The 15,389-nt window shown below is 71.9% G+C and carries 11 protein-coding genes; 8 read left to right on the top strand and 3 right to left on the bottom strand.

Annotated features, from left to right (window positions below; translation table 11 throughout):
* Window positions 1–140: 140 nt before the first annotated feature.
* The 6 genes from scy (at window position 141) to GFH49_RS38080 (ending at window position 9,621) form a co-directional block, all read left to right on the top strand.
* A complete protein-coding gene (gene scy / locus GFH49_RS38105) occupies window positions 141–3,989 on the top strand; it encodes a polarized growth protein Scy (RefSeq protein ID WP_155060622.1) in 3,849 nt (1,282 codons plus the stop codon).
* 183 nt (window positions 3,990–4,172) lie between these two features.
* Complete coding sequence (locus GFH49_RS38100; RefSeq protein WP_155060621.1) at window positions 4,173–5,108, top strand: coiled-coil domain-containing protein; 936 nt, start codon at window positions 4,173–4,175, stop codon at window positions 5,106–5,108.
* A 223-nt stretch (window positions 5,109–5,331) separates the two neighbouring features.
* Complete coding sequence (locus GFH49_RS38095) at window positions 5,332–6,285, top strand: ATP-binding cassette domain-containing protein (protein WP_155060620.1); 954 nt, start codon at window positions 5,332–5,334, stop codon at window positions 6,283–6,285.
* Between the two features lie 2 nt (window positions 6,286–6,287).
* Entirely contained in the window at window positions 6,288–7,058 is a 771-nt protein-coding gene (locus GFH49_RS38090) for an ABC transporter permease (protein WP_196218278.1), read from the top strand.
* 122 nt (window positions 7,059–7,180) lie between these two features.
* Window positions 7,181–8,764 carry an ABC transporter ATP-binding protein gene (locus GFH49_RS38085; protein ID WP_155060619.1) on the top strand — a complete coding sequence of 528 codons (1,584 nt, stop codon included), beginning with the start codon at window positions 7,181–7,183 and terminating at the stop codon, window positions 8,762–8,764.
* Window positions 8,761–9,621, top strand: a complete 861-nt coding sequence (locus GFH49_RS38080; RefSeq protein WP_155060618.1) for an ABC transporter permease — start codon at window positions 8,761–8,763, stop codon at window positions 9,619–9,621. Before GFH49_RS38085 ends, GFH49_RS38080 begins: the two co-directional genes overlap by 4 nt.
* Window positions 9,622–9,626: 5 nt before the next feature.
* Here the strand turns inward: GFH49_RS38080 and GFH49_RS38075 are convergent, their stop codons facing one another.
* On the bottom strand, window positions 9,627–9,959 hold the full coding sequence (locus tag GFH49_RS38075; protein ID WP_155060617.1) for an Rv1322 family protein: 333 nt from the start codon (window positions 9,957–9,959) through the stop codon (window positions 9,627–9,629).
* 299 nt (window positions 9,960–10,258) lie between these two features.
* On the opposite strand from GFH49_RS38075, the gene GFH49_RS38070 reads away from it, so the two are divergent.
* Window positions 10,259–11,287: an LLM class flavin-dependent oxidoreductase gene (locus tag GFH49_RS38070; protein ID WP_155060616.1), complete on the top strand. Its 1,029-nt coding sequence runs from the start codon at window positions 10,259–10,261 to the stop codon at window positions 11,285–11,287.
* A gap of 83 nt (window positions 11,288–11,370) precedes the next feature.
* Here GFH49_RS38070 and GFH49_RS38065 read toward each other — a convergent pair whose 3' ends face one another.
* The gene (locus tag GFH49_RS38065) at window positions 11,371–11,763 is read right to left on the bottom strand and encodes an SCO5389 family protein (protein WP_155060615.1); all 393 of its coding nucleotides are present in this window, start codon (window positions 11,761–11,763) and stop codon (window positions 11,371–11,373) included.
* A 299-nt stretch (window positions 11,764–12,062) separates the two neighbouring features.
* Between GFH49_RS38065 and nucS the strand changes: the two genes are divergently transcribed.
* A complete protein-coding gene (nucS, locus tag GFH49_RS38060; RefSeq protein ID WP_155060614.1) occupies window positions 12,063–12,734 on the top strand; it encodes an endonuclease NucS in 672 nt (223 codons plus the stop codon).
* Between the two features lie 73 nt (window positions 12,735–12,807).
* Here nucS and GFH49_RS38055 read toward each other — a convergent pair whose 3' ends face one another.
* Window positions 12,808–15,348: an ATP-binding protein gene (locus GFH49_RS38055; RefSeq protein WP_155060613.1), complete on the bottom strand. Its 2,541-nt coding sequence runs from the start codon at window positions 15,346–15,348 to the stop codon at window positions 12,808–12,810.
* Window positions 15,349–15,389 lie beyond the last annotated feature (41 nt).

Below are 15,389 nucleotides of genomic sequence, written 5' to 3'. Positions count from 1 at the left end.
CCAGGTTTCGGGGGGCGAGCGTCGGGGCAGCAGCCCGTGCTCCGCCGTGGATCTGACACCATTCCCCGGGGGCCCCGTTCGGCGGATGGACGGAGCTCGTTTGGAGAGACTTGCGACCAGGGGACGGATGGGACCGCGCAGTGCGGGGCTACGAACGCCAGGAGCGAGAGCCGGCGGCTGACGTCGACCACCTCTCTCGGTTCGAGGCCGAGATGGATCGGCTGAAGACCGAGCGGGAAAAGGCGATCCAGCACGCCGAGGACCTCGGCTACCAGGTCGAGGTGCTGCGCGCCAAGCTGCACGAGGCGCGGCGCACCCTCATGTCCCGGCCCGCCTACGAGGGCGGCGACATCGGCTATCAGGCCGAGCAGATGCTGCGCAACGCCCAGATGCAGGCTGACCAGCTGCGGCTGGACGCCGAGCGGGAGATGAGCCAGGCCCGGGCGCAGACCCAGCGGATCCTCCAGGAGCACGCCGAGCAGGCGGCCCGGCTCCAGGCGGAGCTGCATCAGGAGGCGGTCACCCGCCGCCAGCAGCTCGACCAGGAGCTGGCCGAGCGCCGGCAGACCGTCGAGTCGCACGTCAACGAGAACGTGGCCTGGGCCGAGCAGCTGCGCGCCCGCAGCGAGCAGCAGGCCCGCCGGCTCCTCGACGAGTCCCGCGCGGAGGCCGAGCAGGCCATGGCCACCGCCCGCGCCGAGGCCGAGCGGATCACCACCGAGGCCCGGCAGCGGCTGACCAGCGAGGCCGAGACGGCCCGTGCGGAGGCCGAGCAACTTCTGCGCCGCGCCCGCGCGGACGCCGAGCGGCTGCTGAACGCGGCGTCCACCCAGGCCCAGGAGGCCACCGACCACGCCGAGCAGCTGCGCACCTCCACGGTGACCGAGTCGGACTCCGCCCGGCGCCAGGCCCAGGAGCTCAGCCGGGCCGCCGAGCAGCGCATGGCGGAGGCCGGGGAGGCGCTGCGCACGGCGCAGTCCGAGGCCGAGAAGGTGCTCACCGAGGCCAAGGAGGCCGCCGCCAAGGCCCTCTCCAGCGCCGAGGCGGCCAACGAGCAGCGCACCCGTACGGCGAAGGAGCAGGTCGCCCGGCTGGTCAGCGAGGCCACCAAGGAGGCCGAGGCCACCAAGGCGGACGCCGAGCAGATCGTCGCGGACGCCCGCGGCGAGGCCGAGAAGATCGTGGAGGAGGCCGCCGAGAAGGCCCGCACGATCACCGCCGAAGAGAGCGCCACCCAGCTGTCGAAGGCGGCCAAGACCGCCGAGGACGTCCTCAACAAGGCGCAGGAGGACGCGCAGAACACCACCAAGGCGGCCGGCGAGGAGGCCGAGCGGATCCGTCGCGAGGCCGAGACCGAGGCGGACCGGCTGCGTGCCGAGGCGCACGACATCGCCGAGCAGCTGAAGGGCTCGGCGAAGGACGACACCAAGGAGTACCGCGCCAAGACGGTCGAGCTGCAGGAGGAGGCCCGCCGGCTGCGCGGCGAGGCCGAGCAGCTGCGCGCCGACGCGGTCGCCGAGGGCGAGAAGATCCGCGCGGAGGCCCGCAAGGAGGCCGTCCAGCAGATCGAGGAGGCGGCCAAGACCGCCGAGGAACTGCTCTCCAAGGCGAAGGCCGACGCCGACGAGCTGCGCCAGAGCGCCCAGACGGACAGCGAGAAGGTCCGTACGGAGGCGATCGAGCGGGCGACGACGCTGCGCCGCCAGGCCGAGGAGACGCTGCAGCGCACCCGCCAGGAGGCCGAGCGGCACCGCGAGGAGGTCGCCGAGCAGGCCGACGGCATCAGGGCGGACGCCGAGCGGGCCTCGCGCGAGCTGCGCGAGGAGACCGAACGCACCATAGAGGCCCGTCGCGCCGAGGCCGCCGAGGGCCTGGCGCGGCTGCACACCGAGGCCGAGGAGCGGCTCGCCGCCGCCGAGCAGGCACTGGCCGACGCCCGCGAGGAGGCAGCGCGGATCCGCCGCGAGGCCGCCGAGGAGACGGAGCGGCTGCGCGCCGAGGCCGCCGAGCGGATCCGTACGCTCCAGGCGCAGGCCCAGGCGGAGGCCGAACGGCTGCGCAACGAGGCCGCGTCGGACGCCTCCGCCTCCCGCGCGGAGGGCGAGGCCATCGCCGTACGACTGCGGTCGGAGGCCGCGGCGGAGGCCGAGCGGCTGAAGTCGGAGGCCCAGGACACCGCCGACCGGGTACGGGCGGAGGCGCAGGCCGCCGCCGAGCGGCTCGCCGCGGAGGCCACGGAGACGCTGGCCGCCGCCCAGGAGGAGGCCGCCCGGCGCCGCCGTGAGGCCGAGGAACTCCTCGGCTCCGCGCGCCAGGAGGCGGACCAGGAGCGGGAGCGGGCCCGCGAGCAGAGCGAGGAGCTGCTGGCCGTAGCGCGGGGCCGCGTGGAGGAGGCGCAGACCGAGGCGGTCAGGCTGGTCGAGGAGGCCGACCGGCGTGCCACCGAGATGGTGTCGGCGGCCGAGCAGCACGCCCAGCAGGTACGGGACTCGGTCGTCGGGCTGCACGAGCAGGCCCAGGAGGAGATCCAGGGGCTGCGCTCCGCCGCCGAGCACGCGGCGGACCGCGCCCGTCGCGAGGCGCAGGAGGAGGCCGACCGGGTTCGCGCGGACGCCTACGCCGAGCGGGAGCGGGCCAGCGAGGACGCGGGCCGCATCCGGCGGGAGGCGGCCGAGGAGGCGCAGGCCGCGAAGTCCCTCGCGGAGCACACCGTTTCGGAGGCGATCGCGGAGTCGGAGCGGCTGCGCTCGGACGCCGCCGAGCACGCCCAGCGGGTGCGCACTCAGGCCTCGGAGACCACCGCGCAGGCCGAGCAGGACGCCTCACGCTCCCGGGCGGAGGCCCGCGAGGACGCCAACCGGATCCGGTCGGACGCGGCGACGCAGGCGGACACCCTCATCACCGAGGCGCGCTCCGAGGCGGAGCGGCTGACCACGGAGACGGCCGCGGAGGCCGAGCGGGTACGGGCCGAGTCCGTGGCCCGGGCCGAGCAGCGGATGTCGGAGGCGACCGGCGACGCGGAGCGGCTGCGCGCGGAGGCCGCCGAGACCGTGGGGGCGGCTCAGCAGCACGCGGAGCGGGTCCGTGCCGAGTCGGCGCGGGTCAAGGCGGAGGCCGAAGCGGAGGCGGAGCGGCTGGTGTCGTCCGCGCGCGAGGAGGCCGAGCGCACCCTGGACGAGGCCCGCAAGGACTCCAACAAGCGGCGGTCCGAGGCGGCCGAGCAGGTCGACAAGCTCATCACGGAGACCACGGCCGAGGCGGACAAGCTGCTCACCGAGGCGCAGCAGCAGGCGCACAAGACGACGGCCGAGGCCGAGGCGCAGGCCGACACGATGGTCGGCGCGGCCCGCAGCGAGGCCGACCGGCTGGTGTCCGAGGCGACGGTCGAGGGCAACGCCACAGTGGAGCAGGCCCGTACGGACGCGGACGAGTTGCTCGTCGGCGCCCGCCGGGACGCCACCGCGATCCGCGAGCGCGCCGAGGAGCTGCGCGACCGCATCACCACCGAGATCGAGGAGCTGCACGAGCGGGCCCGCCGGGAGTCGGCCGAGACGATGAAGTCGGCGGGCGACCGCTGCGACGCGCTCATCAAGGCCGCCGAGGAGCAGCTCGCCAAGGCGCAGGCGAAGGCCAAGGAGCTGGTCTCGGAGGCCAACTCCGAGGCGGGCAAGGTCCGTATCGCCGCCGTCAAGAAGGCCGAAGGACTCCTCAAGGAGGCCGAGCAGAAGAAGTCGGCGCTCGTGAAGGAGGCCGAGGAGCTCAAGGCCGAGGCGATCCGCGAGGCGCGGCGCACGGTCGAGGAGGGCAAGCGCGAGCTGGAGATCCTCGTGCGGCGCCGCGAGGACATCAACGCCGAGATCTCCCGCGTCCAGGACGTCCTGGAGGCGCTCGAATCCTTCGAGGCGCCGTCGGCCGGCAAGGACGGCGCGGTCAAGGCGGGTGCGACGGTCGGCGCCCCCCGATCGGGTGGCAAGTCGCCGGAGAGCTAGCGCAGTCGGTACATTTCGGTGTCTTCTGGGGCCTTTGGTCAACTCCTTGGCAAGCCGTCTGACGGTTCGCCACCCAAAAGAGGTGTCATTCTCCAGATCAAACACGCATCCGCTCGATGACACACCGCTTCGGCCCCTAGGATTCCCCCTATCACCTCACCGGTCTCTTTCGACAGGAACCCCATGAGCGACACTTCCCCCTACGGCTTCGAGCTAGTGCGGCGTGGGTACGACCGCGCTCAGGTGGACGAACGGATCTCCAAGCTCGTCTCCGACCGTGACAGCGCTCTCGCCCGCATCACCGCTCTGGAAAAGCGCATCGAGGAACTCCACCTCGAAACGCAGAACGCCCAGGCCCAGGTGAGCGACGCGGAGCCGTCGTACGCCGGTCTCGGCGCGCGGGTCGAGAAGATCCTTCGCCTCGCCGAGGAAGAGGCCAAGGATCTGCGCGAGGAGGCCCGCCGTGCCGCCGAGCAGCACCGCGAACTCGCCGAGTCGGCGGCCCAGCAGGTCCGCAACGACGCAGAATCGTTCGCTGCGGAGCGCAAGGCCAAGGCCGAGGACGAGGGCGTCCGGATCGTCGAGAAGGCCAAGAGCGACTCCGCCCAGCTGCGTGCCGAAGCGCAGAAGGACGCGCAGTCCAAGCGCGAGGAGGCGGACGCCCTCTTCGAGGAGACCCGCGCCAAGGCCGCGCAGGCCGCCGCCGACTTCGAGACGAACCTCGCCAAGCGCCGCGAGCAGTCCGAGCGGGACCTGGCCTCCCGTCAGGCCAAGGCCGAGAAGCGCCTCGCCGAGATCGAGCACCGCGCGGAGCAGCTGCGCCTGGAGGCGGAGAAGCTGCGCACGGACGCCGAGCGCCGCGCCCGCCAGACGGTGGAGACGGCTCAGCGCCAGGCCGAGGACATCGTGGCCGACGCCAACGCCAAGGCCGACCGCATCCGTTCGGAATCCGAGCGCGAGCTGGCCGCCCTCACCAACCGCCGCGACTCCATCAACGCGCAGCTGACCAACGTGCGCGAGATGCTGGCGACCCTCACGGGCGCCGCGGTGGCCGCCGCCGGCACGCCGGCCGAGGACGAGCCGATCTCCCGCGGGGTTCCCGCGCAGCAGACCCGGTAAGCACGTGAGCTAGTGCGGCCGAGGCCCGCATCCCCTGGGAAGGGGGGTGCGGGCCTTTGTCCTGTCCGGCGGAGTCATGCGGGCCCGTGGCAGAAACACCTCGTCGCCGTCCATCCGGTATGCCGCCTTGTGAGTGACGGCTTCGGCGATTGTTGCCACACCCGTCGGCCCGGGTTTGCCACTCCGGGTGGCATCCGCCGAACGCCCGTTTTAGCGTTGCCACATGATTGAGCTTGAGGGGCTGACCAAGCGGTACGGCGAGAAGGTGGCGGTCAACAACCTCACCTTCGCCGTGAGACCCGGGATCGTCACAGGATTCCTCGGGCCGAACGGTGCCGGGAAGTCGACGACCATGCGGATGATTCTCGGGCTCGACCACCCCTCCGCCGGGGACGTCCGCATCGACGGCAAGCACTACGACCAGTTGAAGGACCCGCTGACGTACATCGGCGCTTTGCTGGAGGCCAAGGCCTGGCACGGCGGGCGCAGCGCCTACAACCACCTCCTCTGCCTGGCCCAGAGCAACGGCATTTCCACGAGCCGGGTGCGGGAGGTACTGGAGACGGTCGGGCTGACGGCGGTGGCCCGGAAGAAGACCAAGGGCTTCTCGATGGGCATGGGCCAGCGGCTCGGCATCGCGGGCGCGCTCCTCGGCGACCCACGGATCCTGATGTTCGACGAGCCGGTCAACGGGCTTGACCCCGAGGGCATCCACTGGATCCGCAACCTCATGAAATCGCTGGCCGCACAGGGCCGTACGGTCTTCGTCTCGTCGCACCTGATGAGCGAGATGGCGCTGACCGCCGAGCACCTCGTCGTCATCGGCCAGGGCCGGCTGCTCGCCGACACCTCCATGGCCGACTTCATCGAGCGCAACTCCCGGTCGTACGTCCGGATCCGCACCCCGCAGCGCGAGCGGCTGCTCGATGTGCTGCACGAAGCCGGGGTCACGGCCGTGGACAGCGGCGGCGGGGTCCTCGAAGTGGAGGGCGGGAAGTCGGAGCGGATCGGTGAGCTGGCCGCACAGAACCAGATCGTGCTGCATGAGCTGAGCCCGCAGCAGGCCTCGCTGGAGGAGGCGTTCATGCAGCTGACCGCCGAATCGGTGGAATACCACGCACACTCCGACACCCCCCGGGAACAACCGTGGGGCGACAGCTGGAACAAGGGGGCCTGAGCATGGCGACGACGCAGGTCATCCGCTCCGAGTGGACGAAGATCCGCTCCGTCGCGTCCACCGTCTGGACGCTCTCGCTCGCCGTGGTGGTCACCATCGGCCTCGGCATCCTGATCTCGGCCCTGTCGAAGAACGAGTTCGACAACATGAGCCGGGACGACCAGCTCTCCTTCGACCCGACCTTCATCAGCTTCGCGGGCATGAGTCTCGGCCAGCTGGCGATGATCGTGTTCGGTGTGCTCGTCGTCTCGAACGAGTACAGCACCGGCATGATCCGCACCTCGCTGGCGGCCGTACCGCAGCGCGGCAAATTCCTGGTCAGCAAGATCGCGGTGGCCACCGGCCTCTGCCTGGCCGTCGGCCTCGTCACCAGCTTCGTGACCTTCTTCGTGGGGCAGGCGATGCTCGGCGACCTCAAGGCCTCCATCGGCGACCCGGGCGTACTGCGCGCGGTCATCGGCGGCGGGCTCTACATGACCCTCATCGCGATGTTCTCGATGGGCGTGGCCGCGATGCTGCGCTCGCCGATGCTGTCGCTGGGCATCCTGATGCCGTTCTTCTTCCTGATCTCCAACATCCTCGGCAATGTCTCGGCGACGGAGAGGATCGGCCAGTACCTGCCCGATCAGGCCGGCAGCAGGATCATGCAGGTGGTCACGCCGGTGGACGACGACACACCGTACGGCCCCTGGGGCGGGCTCGCGATCATGGTGCTGTGGGTGGTCGCGGCGCTTGTGGGCGGTTATGTGCTGCTGAAGAGGCGGGACGCCTGATGGGGTGTCTGAACCCGCGATTTTACTTCGCCTTGAAGGGAACCGTCAGCGGCCGGATATCCTCCTAACCCTTACGGGGGGCGTGGGCCCCGCTGTCCTGAACCTTTCGATGGGTGCGGAGCATGATCGAGGCAGTCGGCCTGACCAAGCGCTACGGCGACAAGACCGCTGTGTACAACCTTTCCTTCCAGGTGCGGCCCGGTGCCGTCACCGGCTTCCTCGGGCCGAACGGCTCGGGCAAGTCGACGACGATGCGGATGATCCTCGGCCTGGACAACCCCACCGCGGGGCAGGTGACGATCGGCGGCTACCCGTATCGCAGGCTGCCCAACGCGCCCCGCCAGGTCGGCGCGCTGCTCGACGCCAAGGCCGTGCACGGCGGCCGGGCGGCGCGCAACCACCTGCTGTGCCTCGCCCAGCTGTCCGGCATCCCGGCCCGCCGCGTGGACGAGGTGCTCGGCGTGGTCGGCCTGCAGGGCGTGGCCAGGAAGCGCTCCAAGGGCTTCTCCCTCGGTATGGGCCAGCGCCTCGGCATCGCCGCCGCGCTGCTCGGCGACCCCCAGGTGCTGCTGTTCGACGAGCCGATCAACGGCCTCGACCCCGAGGGCATCCTCTGGGTGCGCAACCTCATGAAGTCGCTCGCGGCGGAGGGCCGTACGGTCTTCGTCTCGTCGCACCTGATGAGCGAGATGGCGCTGACCGCCGACCACCTCATCGTGATCGGCCGCGGTCAGCTGCTCGCCGACATGAGCATCGGGAACTTCATCTCGGCGAACTCCGCCGACTTCGCGCGGTTGCGCACGCCCGACAGCGAACCGCAGATGCGCGAGAAGCTGATCACCGCGATCACCGAGGCGGGCGGGCACGTGCTGCCCGAGCAGGACGGCGCGCTGCGGGTGACCGGACTGCCGCTTCCCCGCATCAGCGACATCGCGCACGGGGCGGACGTACGCCTGTGGGAGCTGTCGCCGCACCAGGCCTCGCTGGAGGAGGCGTACATGCGGATGACACAGGGCGCCGTCGACTACCGGTCGACGATCGACCAGCGGGAAGGGCTCAGGCAGCCCCTGCCGCCCGGCGCACAGCCGCCCGTGCCGATGCCGGTTCCGGGCCAGGGCCAGCCCGGCTGGTACGCGCCGCCGCCACCCCAGCAGGGCGGGCAGCCGTTCGCCCCGCCGACCGCCGCGCCGGGCCCGGCACAGGGGCAGGGGCAGGGGCAGGGGCAGGGGCAGGGCCTGTACGGCGCTCCTGCCGCGCCGGGAGCGCCTGGCGCGGGGCACGGTACGGGTCCCAGTGCGGGGCCTGGCGCGGGGCACGGTACGGGTCCCGGCACGGGGCCGGGTCCCGGCACGGGACAGCCCAACCCGTACGCCCAGCCCGCCCCACCGGCTCAGCAGCCCGCCACCGCACAACCGGCGCCCGCACCCGCACAGCCCGCCACCGCACCCGCACCCGCACAGCCCGCTACCACGCCCGCACAACCGGCCGCCGCCACCGTGCAGCCCGCCGCCACCCCACGGCCCGCCACCATGCCCGCACAACCGGCCGCCGCACCCGTGCAGGCCGCCGCCGCCCCCGCACAGCCCGCCACCGCACCCGCACAGCCCGCCACCGCCCCCGTGCAGGCCGCCGCCGCCCCCACACAGCCCGCCACCGCCCCCGTGCAGGCCGCCGCCGCCCCGACCAAGCCCGAGGATGTCCGATGAGCACGCCGCAGCCCCCGACGCAGGCCGCGCCCGCCTGGCAGGCGGTGCCCGGTTCGCCGTACCCGACGTACACCTCGCCGATCCCCGTCATCCGGACGCACCTCGGGCATGCCCTCGCCTCGGAGTGGACGAAGATCCGGTCGGTGCGCTCCACGATGTGGACGCTGGGCGTGTTCGTCCTGCTCGTCATCGGCATCGGGCTGGCGGCCGGCGCGCTGGTCGCCAACTCGTCCGACGATCTCGGGGACGAGACCCCGCTGTCCCTGGGCTTCTTCGGACTGCTCCTCGGCACCATGTGCATCATCACCCTCGGTGTGCTGACGACGGCCTCGGAGTACGGCACGGGCATGATCCGTACGACGATGACCGCGTGCCCCTCGCGGGGGCGGGTGATGGCGGCGAAGGCGATCGTGTTCTTCGCGGTGGCGTTCGGGGTGACGCTGGTGGCGTCCTCGTTCGTGGCCTTCGTCCAGGTGGGCATGGTGACCGAGGCACGGGATCCGTCCGGCGCCGAGTGGCTGAAGGGCACGGTCGGCGTGTCCCTCTACATCGCGCTGCTCGGCCTGCTGTCGCTGGTCGTCGGCTCGATCGTCCGGCACTCGGCGGGCGCGATCACGATCATGATCGGCATCGTCCTGGCCCCGCTGGTGATCGCGCTGTTCATGTTCTCGCCGTCGCTGGAGGACCTGCGCCAGGCGCTGTTCGAGTACTCGATCCCGAACCAGCTCAGCGTCTTCTACTCCCAGTCGCTCACCGACACGGGCCCGTCCGGCTGGGACCCGCTGTGGATCGTCCTCGGCGTGACGGCCGCGGCCTTCGTCGGCGCGTACGCCCTGCTGGAGCGGCGGGACGTCTGAGTCCGTCAGAACTTCGGCGCGTTCCTGGACCGCTGCACCCGTGTGGTGCGGCGGTCCTTCGCGTTCCAGCACGCCTTGTGCCAGTGGCGGCGGTCGTCGACGCCCGAGTGCTCCGGCCAGGCGACGACATGCGGGACGCCGGAGGGGATCAGCTGGTCACAACCCGGGCAGCGGTACGTCTTGCCCTGCGCACCGGCCCCGGCCACATGCCGCACGTTCCACTCCTCGCCCCGCCAGCTCTCCGTCGACTCCCAGCCGCCGTAACGGCCCGGCCGGTCGTCCTCGGCGCTCCGGCCGGACGACTCACTGCCCTTGGGTCGGTTGCGACGCGGGGACACGGAACACCTCACGGGGCTATACAGGAAGCACGGGCCCAAACAGCCTACGCGGCGCGGTCAGGGGTACGCGTAGGGCGCCAATCACCGCAAGTCCCCCTCCAGACCGCTCCCTTCCCGCTCCTTTCCCGATTCCTTCCCCATCTCCTACCGAGCCCTACCGATCCCTGTCCGGCCCGTTTCTTGATCCGTTCTCCAGACAATCCGCAAATCTCTTCGTCAAGCCGTGTCTTCGGCACGTGTCAGACGGTTATGCCCGGTGGGGGAGCTCCGGGTCGGAGCCGAGGAAGCAGGAAAGAACGATGCACGTAGGAAGTTTCGTGTTGGCGGCCCAGTTCCCGGGCCAGGGCCAGGGGGAGGCACTGCACCGCGCGGTCCGCTCGGCGGACGTGGCCGAGGAGGCGGGGCTCGACACGGTATGGCTGGCCGAGCACCACTTCGTGCCGTACGGCACCTGTCCCTCGGCCATCACCCTGGCCGCGTTACTGCTCGGCCGCACCCACCGCCTGAGGGTCGGTACAGCGGTCAGCGTGCTGCCCACCGTCCACCCCGTCGCCCTCGGCGAGCAGGCCGCGCTGCTGCACCTGACGAGCGGCGGGCGCTTCACGCTGGGCGTCGGGCGCGGCGGGCCCTGGGTCGACCTGGAGGTGTTCGGCTCGGGTCTGGAGGCGTACGAGAAGTCGTACCCGGAATCACTCGATCTGCTGTTGCGCTGGCTCAGCGAACCCTCGGTGGCGGCGGACGGGGACCGCTTCGCCTTCCGTGAAGTGGCCGTCGTACCCCGGCCGTCGGAGTCCTTGTCCGGCACCCCGGGCCCCGAGGTCGTGCTCGCCTGCACCTCACCGGCGAGTGTGCGGCTGGCCGCGGAGCGCGGGCTGCCGATGCTCCTCGGGATGCATGTCGGGGACGAGGAGAAGGCCGAGATGGTCGCCCTGTGGCGGCGCCACGCGCGCGCGTGCGGGAGGCCGGCGGACGAGATCCTCGGCGCGGGCCATGTCTCCGCCGGCCTCTGCCAGATCGCCGACCGGCGCACCGACGCGGCGGAGACGCTGCTGAAGGCGATGCCGGGCTGGCTGAAGCAGGGCCTCGACGCCCATGTCACGGTCGACGACCGCGCACGGCGGATGCGCGACCCGCTGGCCTACACCGAACTCCTCTGCGGGCTGCACCCGGTGGGCACCCCGCGACTGTGCGCCGACCGCCTCGCGGCGACCAGCGAGCGGACCGGCATCAACCGCTTCGCCCTGCTGGTCGAAGGCTCGGGCGACCTCGCGGCCACCGAGGAGAACATCCGACGGCTCGGCGCCGAAGTGCTCCCGCACCTCGGGTGAACGGGCCTGCACGGCGGGAGCTTGCCGCTCCAGTACTGAATGCACCTCCCGCGTACGGAGCGGCAAGCAAAGCGGCTCGCTCCTCAGCAGTCCCGGAATTCCGGTGACTGGTTGAGCAGCTGACTGCGGACCGAGGTGAAACGGGCCAGCGTCTCGTCGACCGAGGAGTCGAGCGGGAACACCGCCACCCGGTGGCAGTTCTGGAAGGCCAGCCGGACACCGAAGTGCCGTTGCAGCGCGCCGCGGATCGCGTCACTGGCGAGCGCACGCAGCAACTGGCCGCGTGCCTGCTCGTCCGGCGGGGGCGTCAGGTTGTCGGCGAACTGGCCGCCGTCCACCTTCAGCTGAGCCACCAGGGAACTGATCATCTCCCATGCGTAGGGCAGGGAGGTCCGGACGCAGTCGACGAAGGCTGCTTCGTCGACCTCGCCTCGCTCGGCCTGTTCGAGTAGGGCCGGTGAGACGTCGAGCGACATGGGTTCTCCTCTCGCACCCCCGGATCAGAGGGGTTGCCGGACACGGAAAGGGAGTTCGCGATACCGAACACGCTGCGTACACACATCGCGACCTCCCGTTCAATACGGTAAGCAACGGACGGTGACGGCACCAGCAGAATGCGTATATGGGGCGGTCTCAGTAGGCACACAACCGGCCATAAATGAACAGGGGTTAACCAGGATCAAGGGGGCGGCCCGCAGGGCCCCGGTCGAGGGGGTGGTGGGAGACGGGCGGGCGAATCGCGTTCACGGGGGACCGTCGAGTAGCGTTGCCGACCATGCGTCTCGTCATTGCCCGATGCTCCGTCGACTACGCGGGCCGGCTCACCGCCCACCTTGCCTCGGCCCCCCGCCTGATCCTGGTGAAGGCGGACGGCAGCGTCTCGATTCACGCGGACGACCGGGCCTACAAGCCTCTGAACTGGATGTCGCCGCCCTGCACCCTGAAGGAGGGCGCGGGCGACGAGGAGGGCGTCTGGACCGTCATCAACAAGACGGGCGAGAAGCTCATCATCACCATGGAGGAGGTCCTGCACGACTCCTCGCACGAACTGGGCGTGGATCCCGGCCTGATCAAGGACGGCGTGGAAGCACACCTTCAGGAACTGCTCGCCGACCGCATCGAGACGCTCGGCGAGGGCTACACGCTGATCCGCCGCGAGTACATGACGGCCATCGGCCCCGTCGACATCCTCTGCCGCGACGCCGACGGCCGGACGGTCGCGGTCGAGATCAAGCGGCGCGGCGAGATCGACGGCGTGGAACAGCTCACGCGGTATCTGGAACTGCTCAACCGCGACCCCCATCTCGCCCCGGTCCGCGGCATCTTCGCCGCCCAGGAGATCAAGCCCCAGGCCCGCGTCCTCGCCACCGACCGCGGCATCGGCTGCCAGGTCCTGGACTACGACGCGATGCGGGGCATCGAGGACGACAAGCTGCGTTTGTTCTGAGGGGCAGCGCTACGACGACGAGGGCCGGGTCCATGGAAAGGACCCGGCCCTGTTGTGCTGCTGCGCTGGGACGTCAGATCACGTCGCCCGAACTGCTGGGGCTGCTCGCCTCGCTGGTCTCCGGGGCGCTCGCCGAACTGGTGATCTCGGCGGGGGCGGAGTCAGAGGTGGGCGGGGGTTCGGACGGCGACGTCTCGGACGGAGGCGGGCTGGACGGTTCCTCGGTCTCGGTCTCGGTCTCGGACGGAGTCGAGGACGGCGTCGACGTGGGCGGCTTCGACGTGGGTGTGCTGGACGGCGGCTTCGTCGGCGACGACGACGTGTCGCCACCGCCTCCCGGGTTCCTCGTCCCGCTCGGATCGTCCGAAGGCTCATCCGTGTCCGTCGGCGTCGGGTCGTCCGCGGTGCCGTACGTACCGTCCGGACCCGGGTCGGTCGGGCTGCTGGTCGCCGCGCCGATGTCTCCGGAGTCGTCGTTGTCGTCGCCGTCGTCCGCCTTGTCGGCGCCGAGGCTGTCGTCGCCGGTGCCCTGGCTGGCGGACGGGTTGGGGCGCACCTCGTTGGACGGCGCGGTCGGGTCGTTGTCGGACGTGGCGCCGAGGGTCACCACCGTGCCGAGGACGGCCGCGAGGAGCGCGCCGGCGCCGACCGCGACCAGGTTGCGCCGGGCGAGGCCACGCAGGCCGCCGCGGCCCTTGTGTGCGGCCGGGCCGGAGGGGGTGCGGTGGGTGACGAGGGTCGCGGAGACGGGGCTGGGTGACTGGAGGGGCGGGAACGCGGCCGGGATGCCGCCGGGCGGGGACTGCGACTCCTCGTGGCGGGCGTCCGGCACCTCCTCCCCGGCCGTGGCGGCGACTCCGATCGGCGTGCCGGAGCGGTCCGCGACCAGGGCGAGGGCGCGGCGGCCGGCGACGGTGCCGCGCTTGTCGGCGACGGCGCCGCGCAGGCCGATGGAGGCCTCCAGCTCCGCGCGGGCGCGGTCGAGCTGTCCGCCGCAGAGCGCGAGGACGCCCAACTCGTGGTGGAAGTAGGCCTGCTCGGGCACCTCGCCGGTGAGCCGGGAGGCCTCGGAGCCGTGGCGCAGGGCCCGCTCCCAGGCGCTCCAGTGCAGCCCCGCGGCAAAGGCGGGCGCGGCCGTGCGAGCGAGCTGGACGGTGGTGCTCTCCTCCCCCGCCGCCGGGGGCCTGGTCACCGGCGCGAGGACGCCGAGGGCAGCGAGCACGGCGTCCGCCTCGGCGCACACCCGCTCCGGGGTGACCGAGGGATGTCCGGCCCACCAGGCGTAGTGCTGGGCGGCGGTGAGGGCCCGGCCCTGCACGTCGTCGCCGTATCCGACGGCCTCCAGCTGGGTCTGCACTCCGGCGGCCAGCCGGTAGCGGGAGCCGACCGGGGAGACCAGCGCGCAGCTGAGCAGCTCGCCCAGGGCGGCGTCCGCGTGGGTGTCGCCGACCAGGGCGGGCAGATGCGCCTGGTGCGGTACCTCGCCGCCGAGCGCGACGGCGAACCGCAGGGTGGCCCGTGCCGACTCGCTCAGCCGGGAGGCGAGCAGCACGGCGGGCGCGGCTCCCTCGGCGAGCGACGGCAGTGGTACGTCGTGACCGTCGCCGGCCTCGAAGGGCGCGTCGACCGGGGCGTCGTGGAAGACGCCGAACTCGTCGAAGGCGTCGGCGCTGGCCCGCATCCGGTCGCGCTGACGCAGCAGGGCACCGGCCTGGACGAAGCGCAGCGGCAGTCCCTCGGACTCGAACCAGAGGTCACCGGCCCAGCTCGCCTCGTCCTCGGTGAGGACGCGGCCGACGGCCTGCCCGAGCAACTCCACCGTGCCCGCGCGGTCGAGGCCGCTGAGGAAGACCTCCTCGACGGCGGAGTCGGCGGAGGGCGCGGGGACGTCCGGGGCGGCGCCGATCAGGAAGGCGCACTCCGGGGTGGCGTCCAGCAGTTCGTCGAGCGCGGCGCCGCCGAACTCGATGTCGTCCAGGACGACGACCGCGCCGATCTCCCGGACGAGTTCGTGCAGTTCGTCCCGGTCGGGGCGGTACAGCGGCGCGTTGTAGACGGCGCAGAAGAGGTCGTGGAGCAGATCGCTCGCGGTGCGGTGGTAGCCGCTGAGGCGGACGACGCCGTCGGGGGCGAGGTCCACGCAGTCCTCGGCGACCACGTCGAGGAGGGCGGTGCGGCCGGATCCGGCCGCACCGGTGAGGCGTACGGAGCGGCCCCGGGCGAGCAGCCGTACGAGCCGCTCGCGTTCCTCCTGGCGGGCCAGGAGTGGCAGTGCGGGCCGGCTGGGGCCTGGCGGCACGGGCGGCTTGGCCGCGCGGTCCACCTCGGCGCGCTCGGCGGCGGTGAACTTGACGGGCCGTCCGGGTCGCTCGCCGGGCGGGCAGGCCTCTATCTCGCTGCCGTCGACGGGGTTGACGGTGAGCAGGAAGTCGCCCGCGACGAGTTGCACGGTGCGGGCGAGTGCGGGTGCGTGCTGTCCGAAGTCTGATGAGAGGGATTCCCTTGGCTGGCGCTGGCGCGGCACGTCACCTCCCCCACTCTCGAATCCACTCAAGCGGGCGGGACCCCCATCGTCGTGGCCGTACTCCTCGGGTCCCCGGTTGTTCGGGTCCATAGGTTCCAAGCCCCCCAAAAGCGTCGTGTGCCGGCACCGGC

Origin of the sequence: Streptomyces blattellae (assembly GCF_009709555.1) — a bacterium.
Taxonomy (GTDB): Bacteria; Actinomycetota; Actinomycetes; order Streptomycetales; family Streptomycetaceae; genus Streptomyces; species Streptomyces blattellae.
The sequence above is the reverse complement of the archived record's forward strand: the minus strand, read 5'-3'. Positions and strand labels throughout refer to the sequence as shown.

Coding starts and splice junctions, on each gene's coding strand:
- GFH49_RS38065 (WP_155060615.1), bottom strand. CDS start 11,763: ATGTCGCTCGACGTCTCACCGGCCCTACTCGAACAGGCCGAGCGAGGC.
- GFH49_RS38085 (WP_155060619.1), top strand. CDS start 7,181: ATGATCGAGGCAGTCGGCCTGACCAAGCGCTACGGCGACAAGACCGCT.
- GFH49_RS38090 (WP_196218278.1), top strand. CDS start 6,288: ATGGCGACGACGCAGGTCATCCGCTCCGAGTGGACGAAGATCCGCTCC.
- GFH49_RS38080 (WP_155060618.1), top strand. CDS start 8,761: ATGAGCACGCCGCAGCCCCCGACGCAGGCCGCGCCCGCCTGGCAGGCG.
- nucS (WP_155060614.1), top strand. CDS start 12,063: ATGCGTCTCGTCATTGCCCGATGCTCCGTCGACTACGCGGGCCGGCTC.
- GFH49_RS38095 (WP_155060620.1), top strand. CDS start 5,332: ATGATTGAGCTTGAGGGGCTGACCAAGCGGTACGGCGAGAAGGTGGCG.
- GFH49_RS38100 (WP_155060621.1), top strand. CDS start 4,173: ATGAGCGACACTTCCCCCTACGGCTTCGAGCTAGTGCGGCGTGGGTAC.
- GFH49_RS38070 (WP_155060616.1), top strand. CDS start 10,259: ATGCACGTAGGAAGTTTCGTGTTGGCGGCCCAGTTCCCGGGCCAGGGC.
- GFH49_RS38055 (WP_155060613.1), bottom strand. CDS start 15,348: ATGGACCCGAACAACCGGGGACCCGAGGAGTACGGCCACGACGATGGG.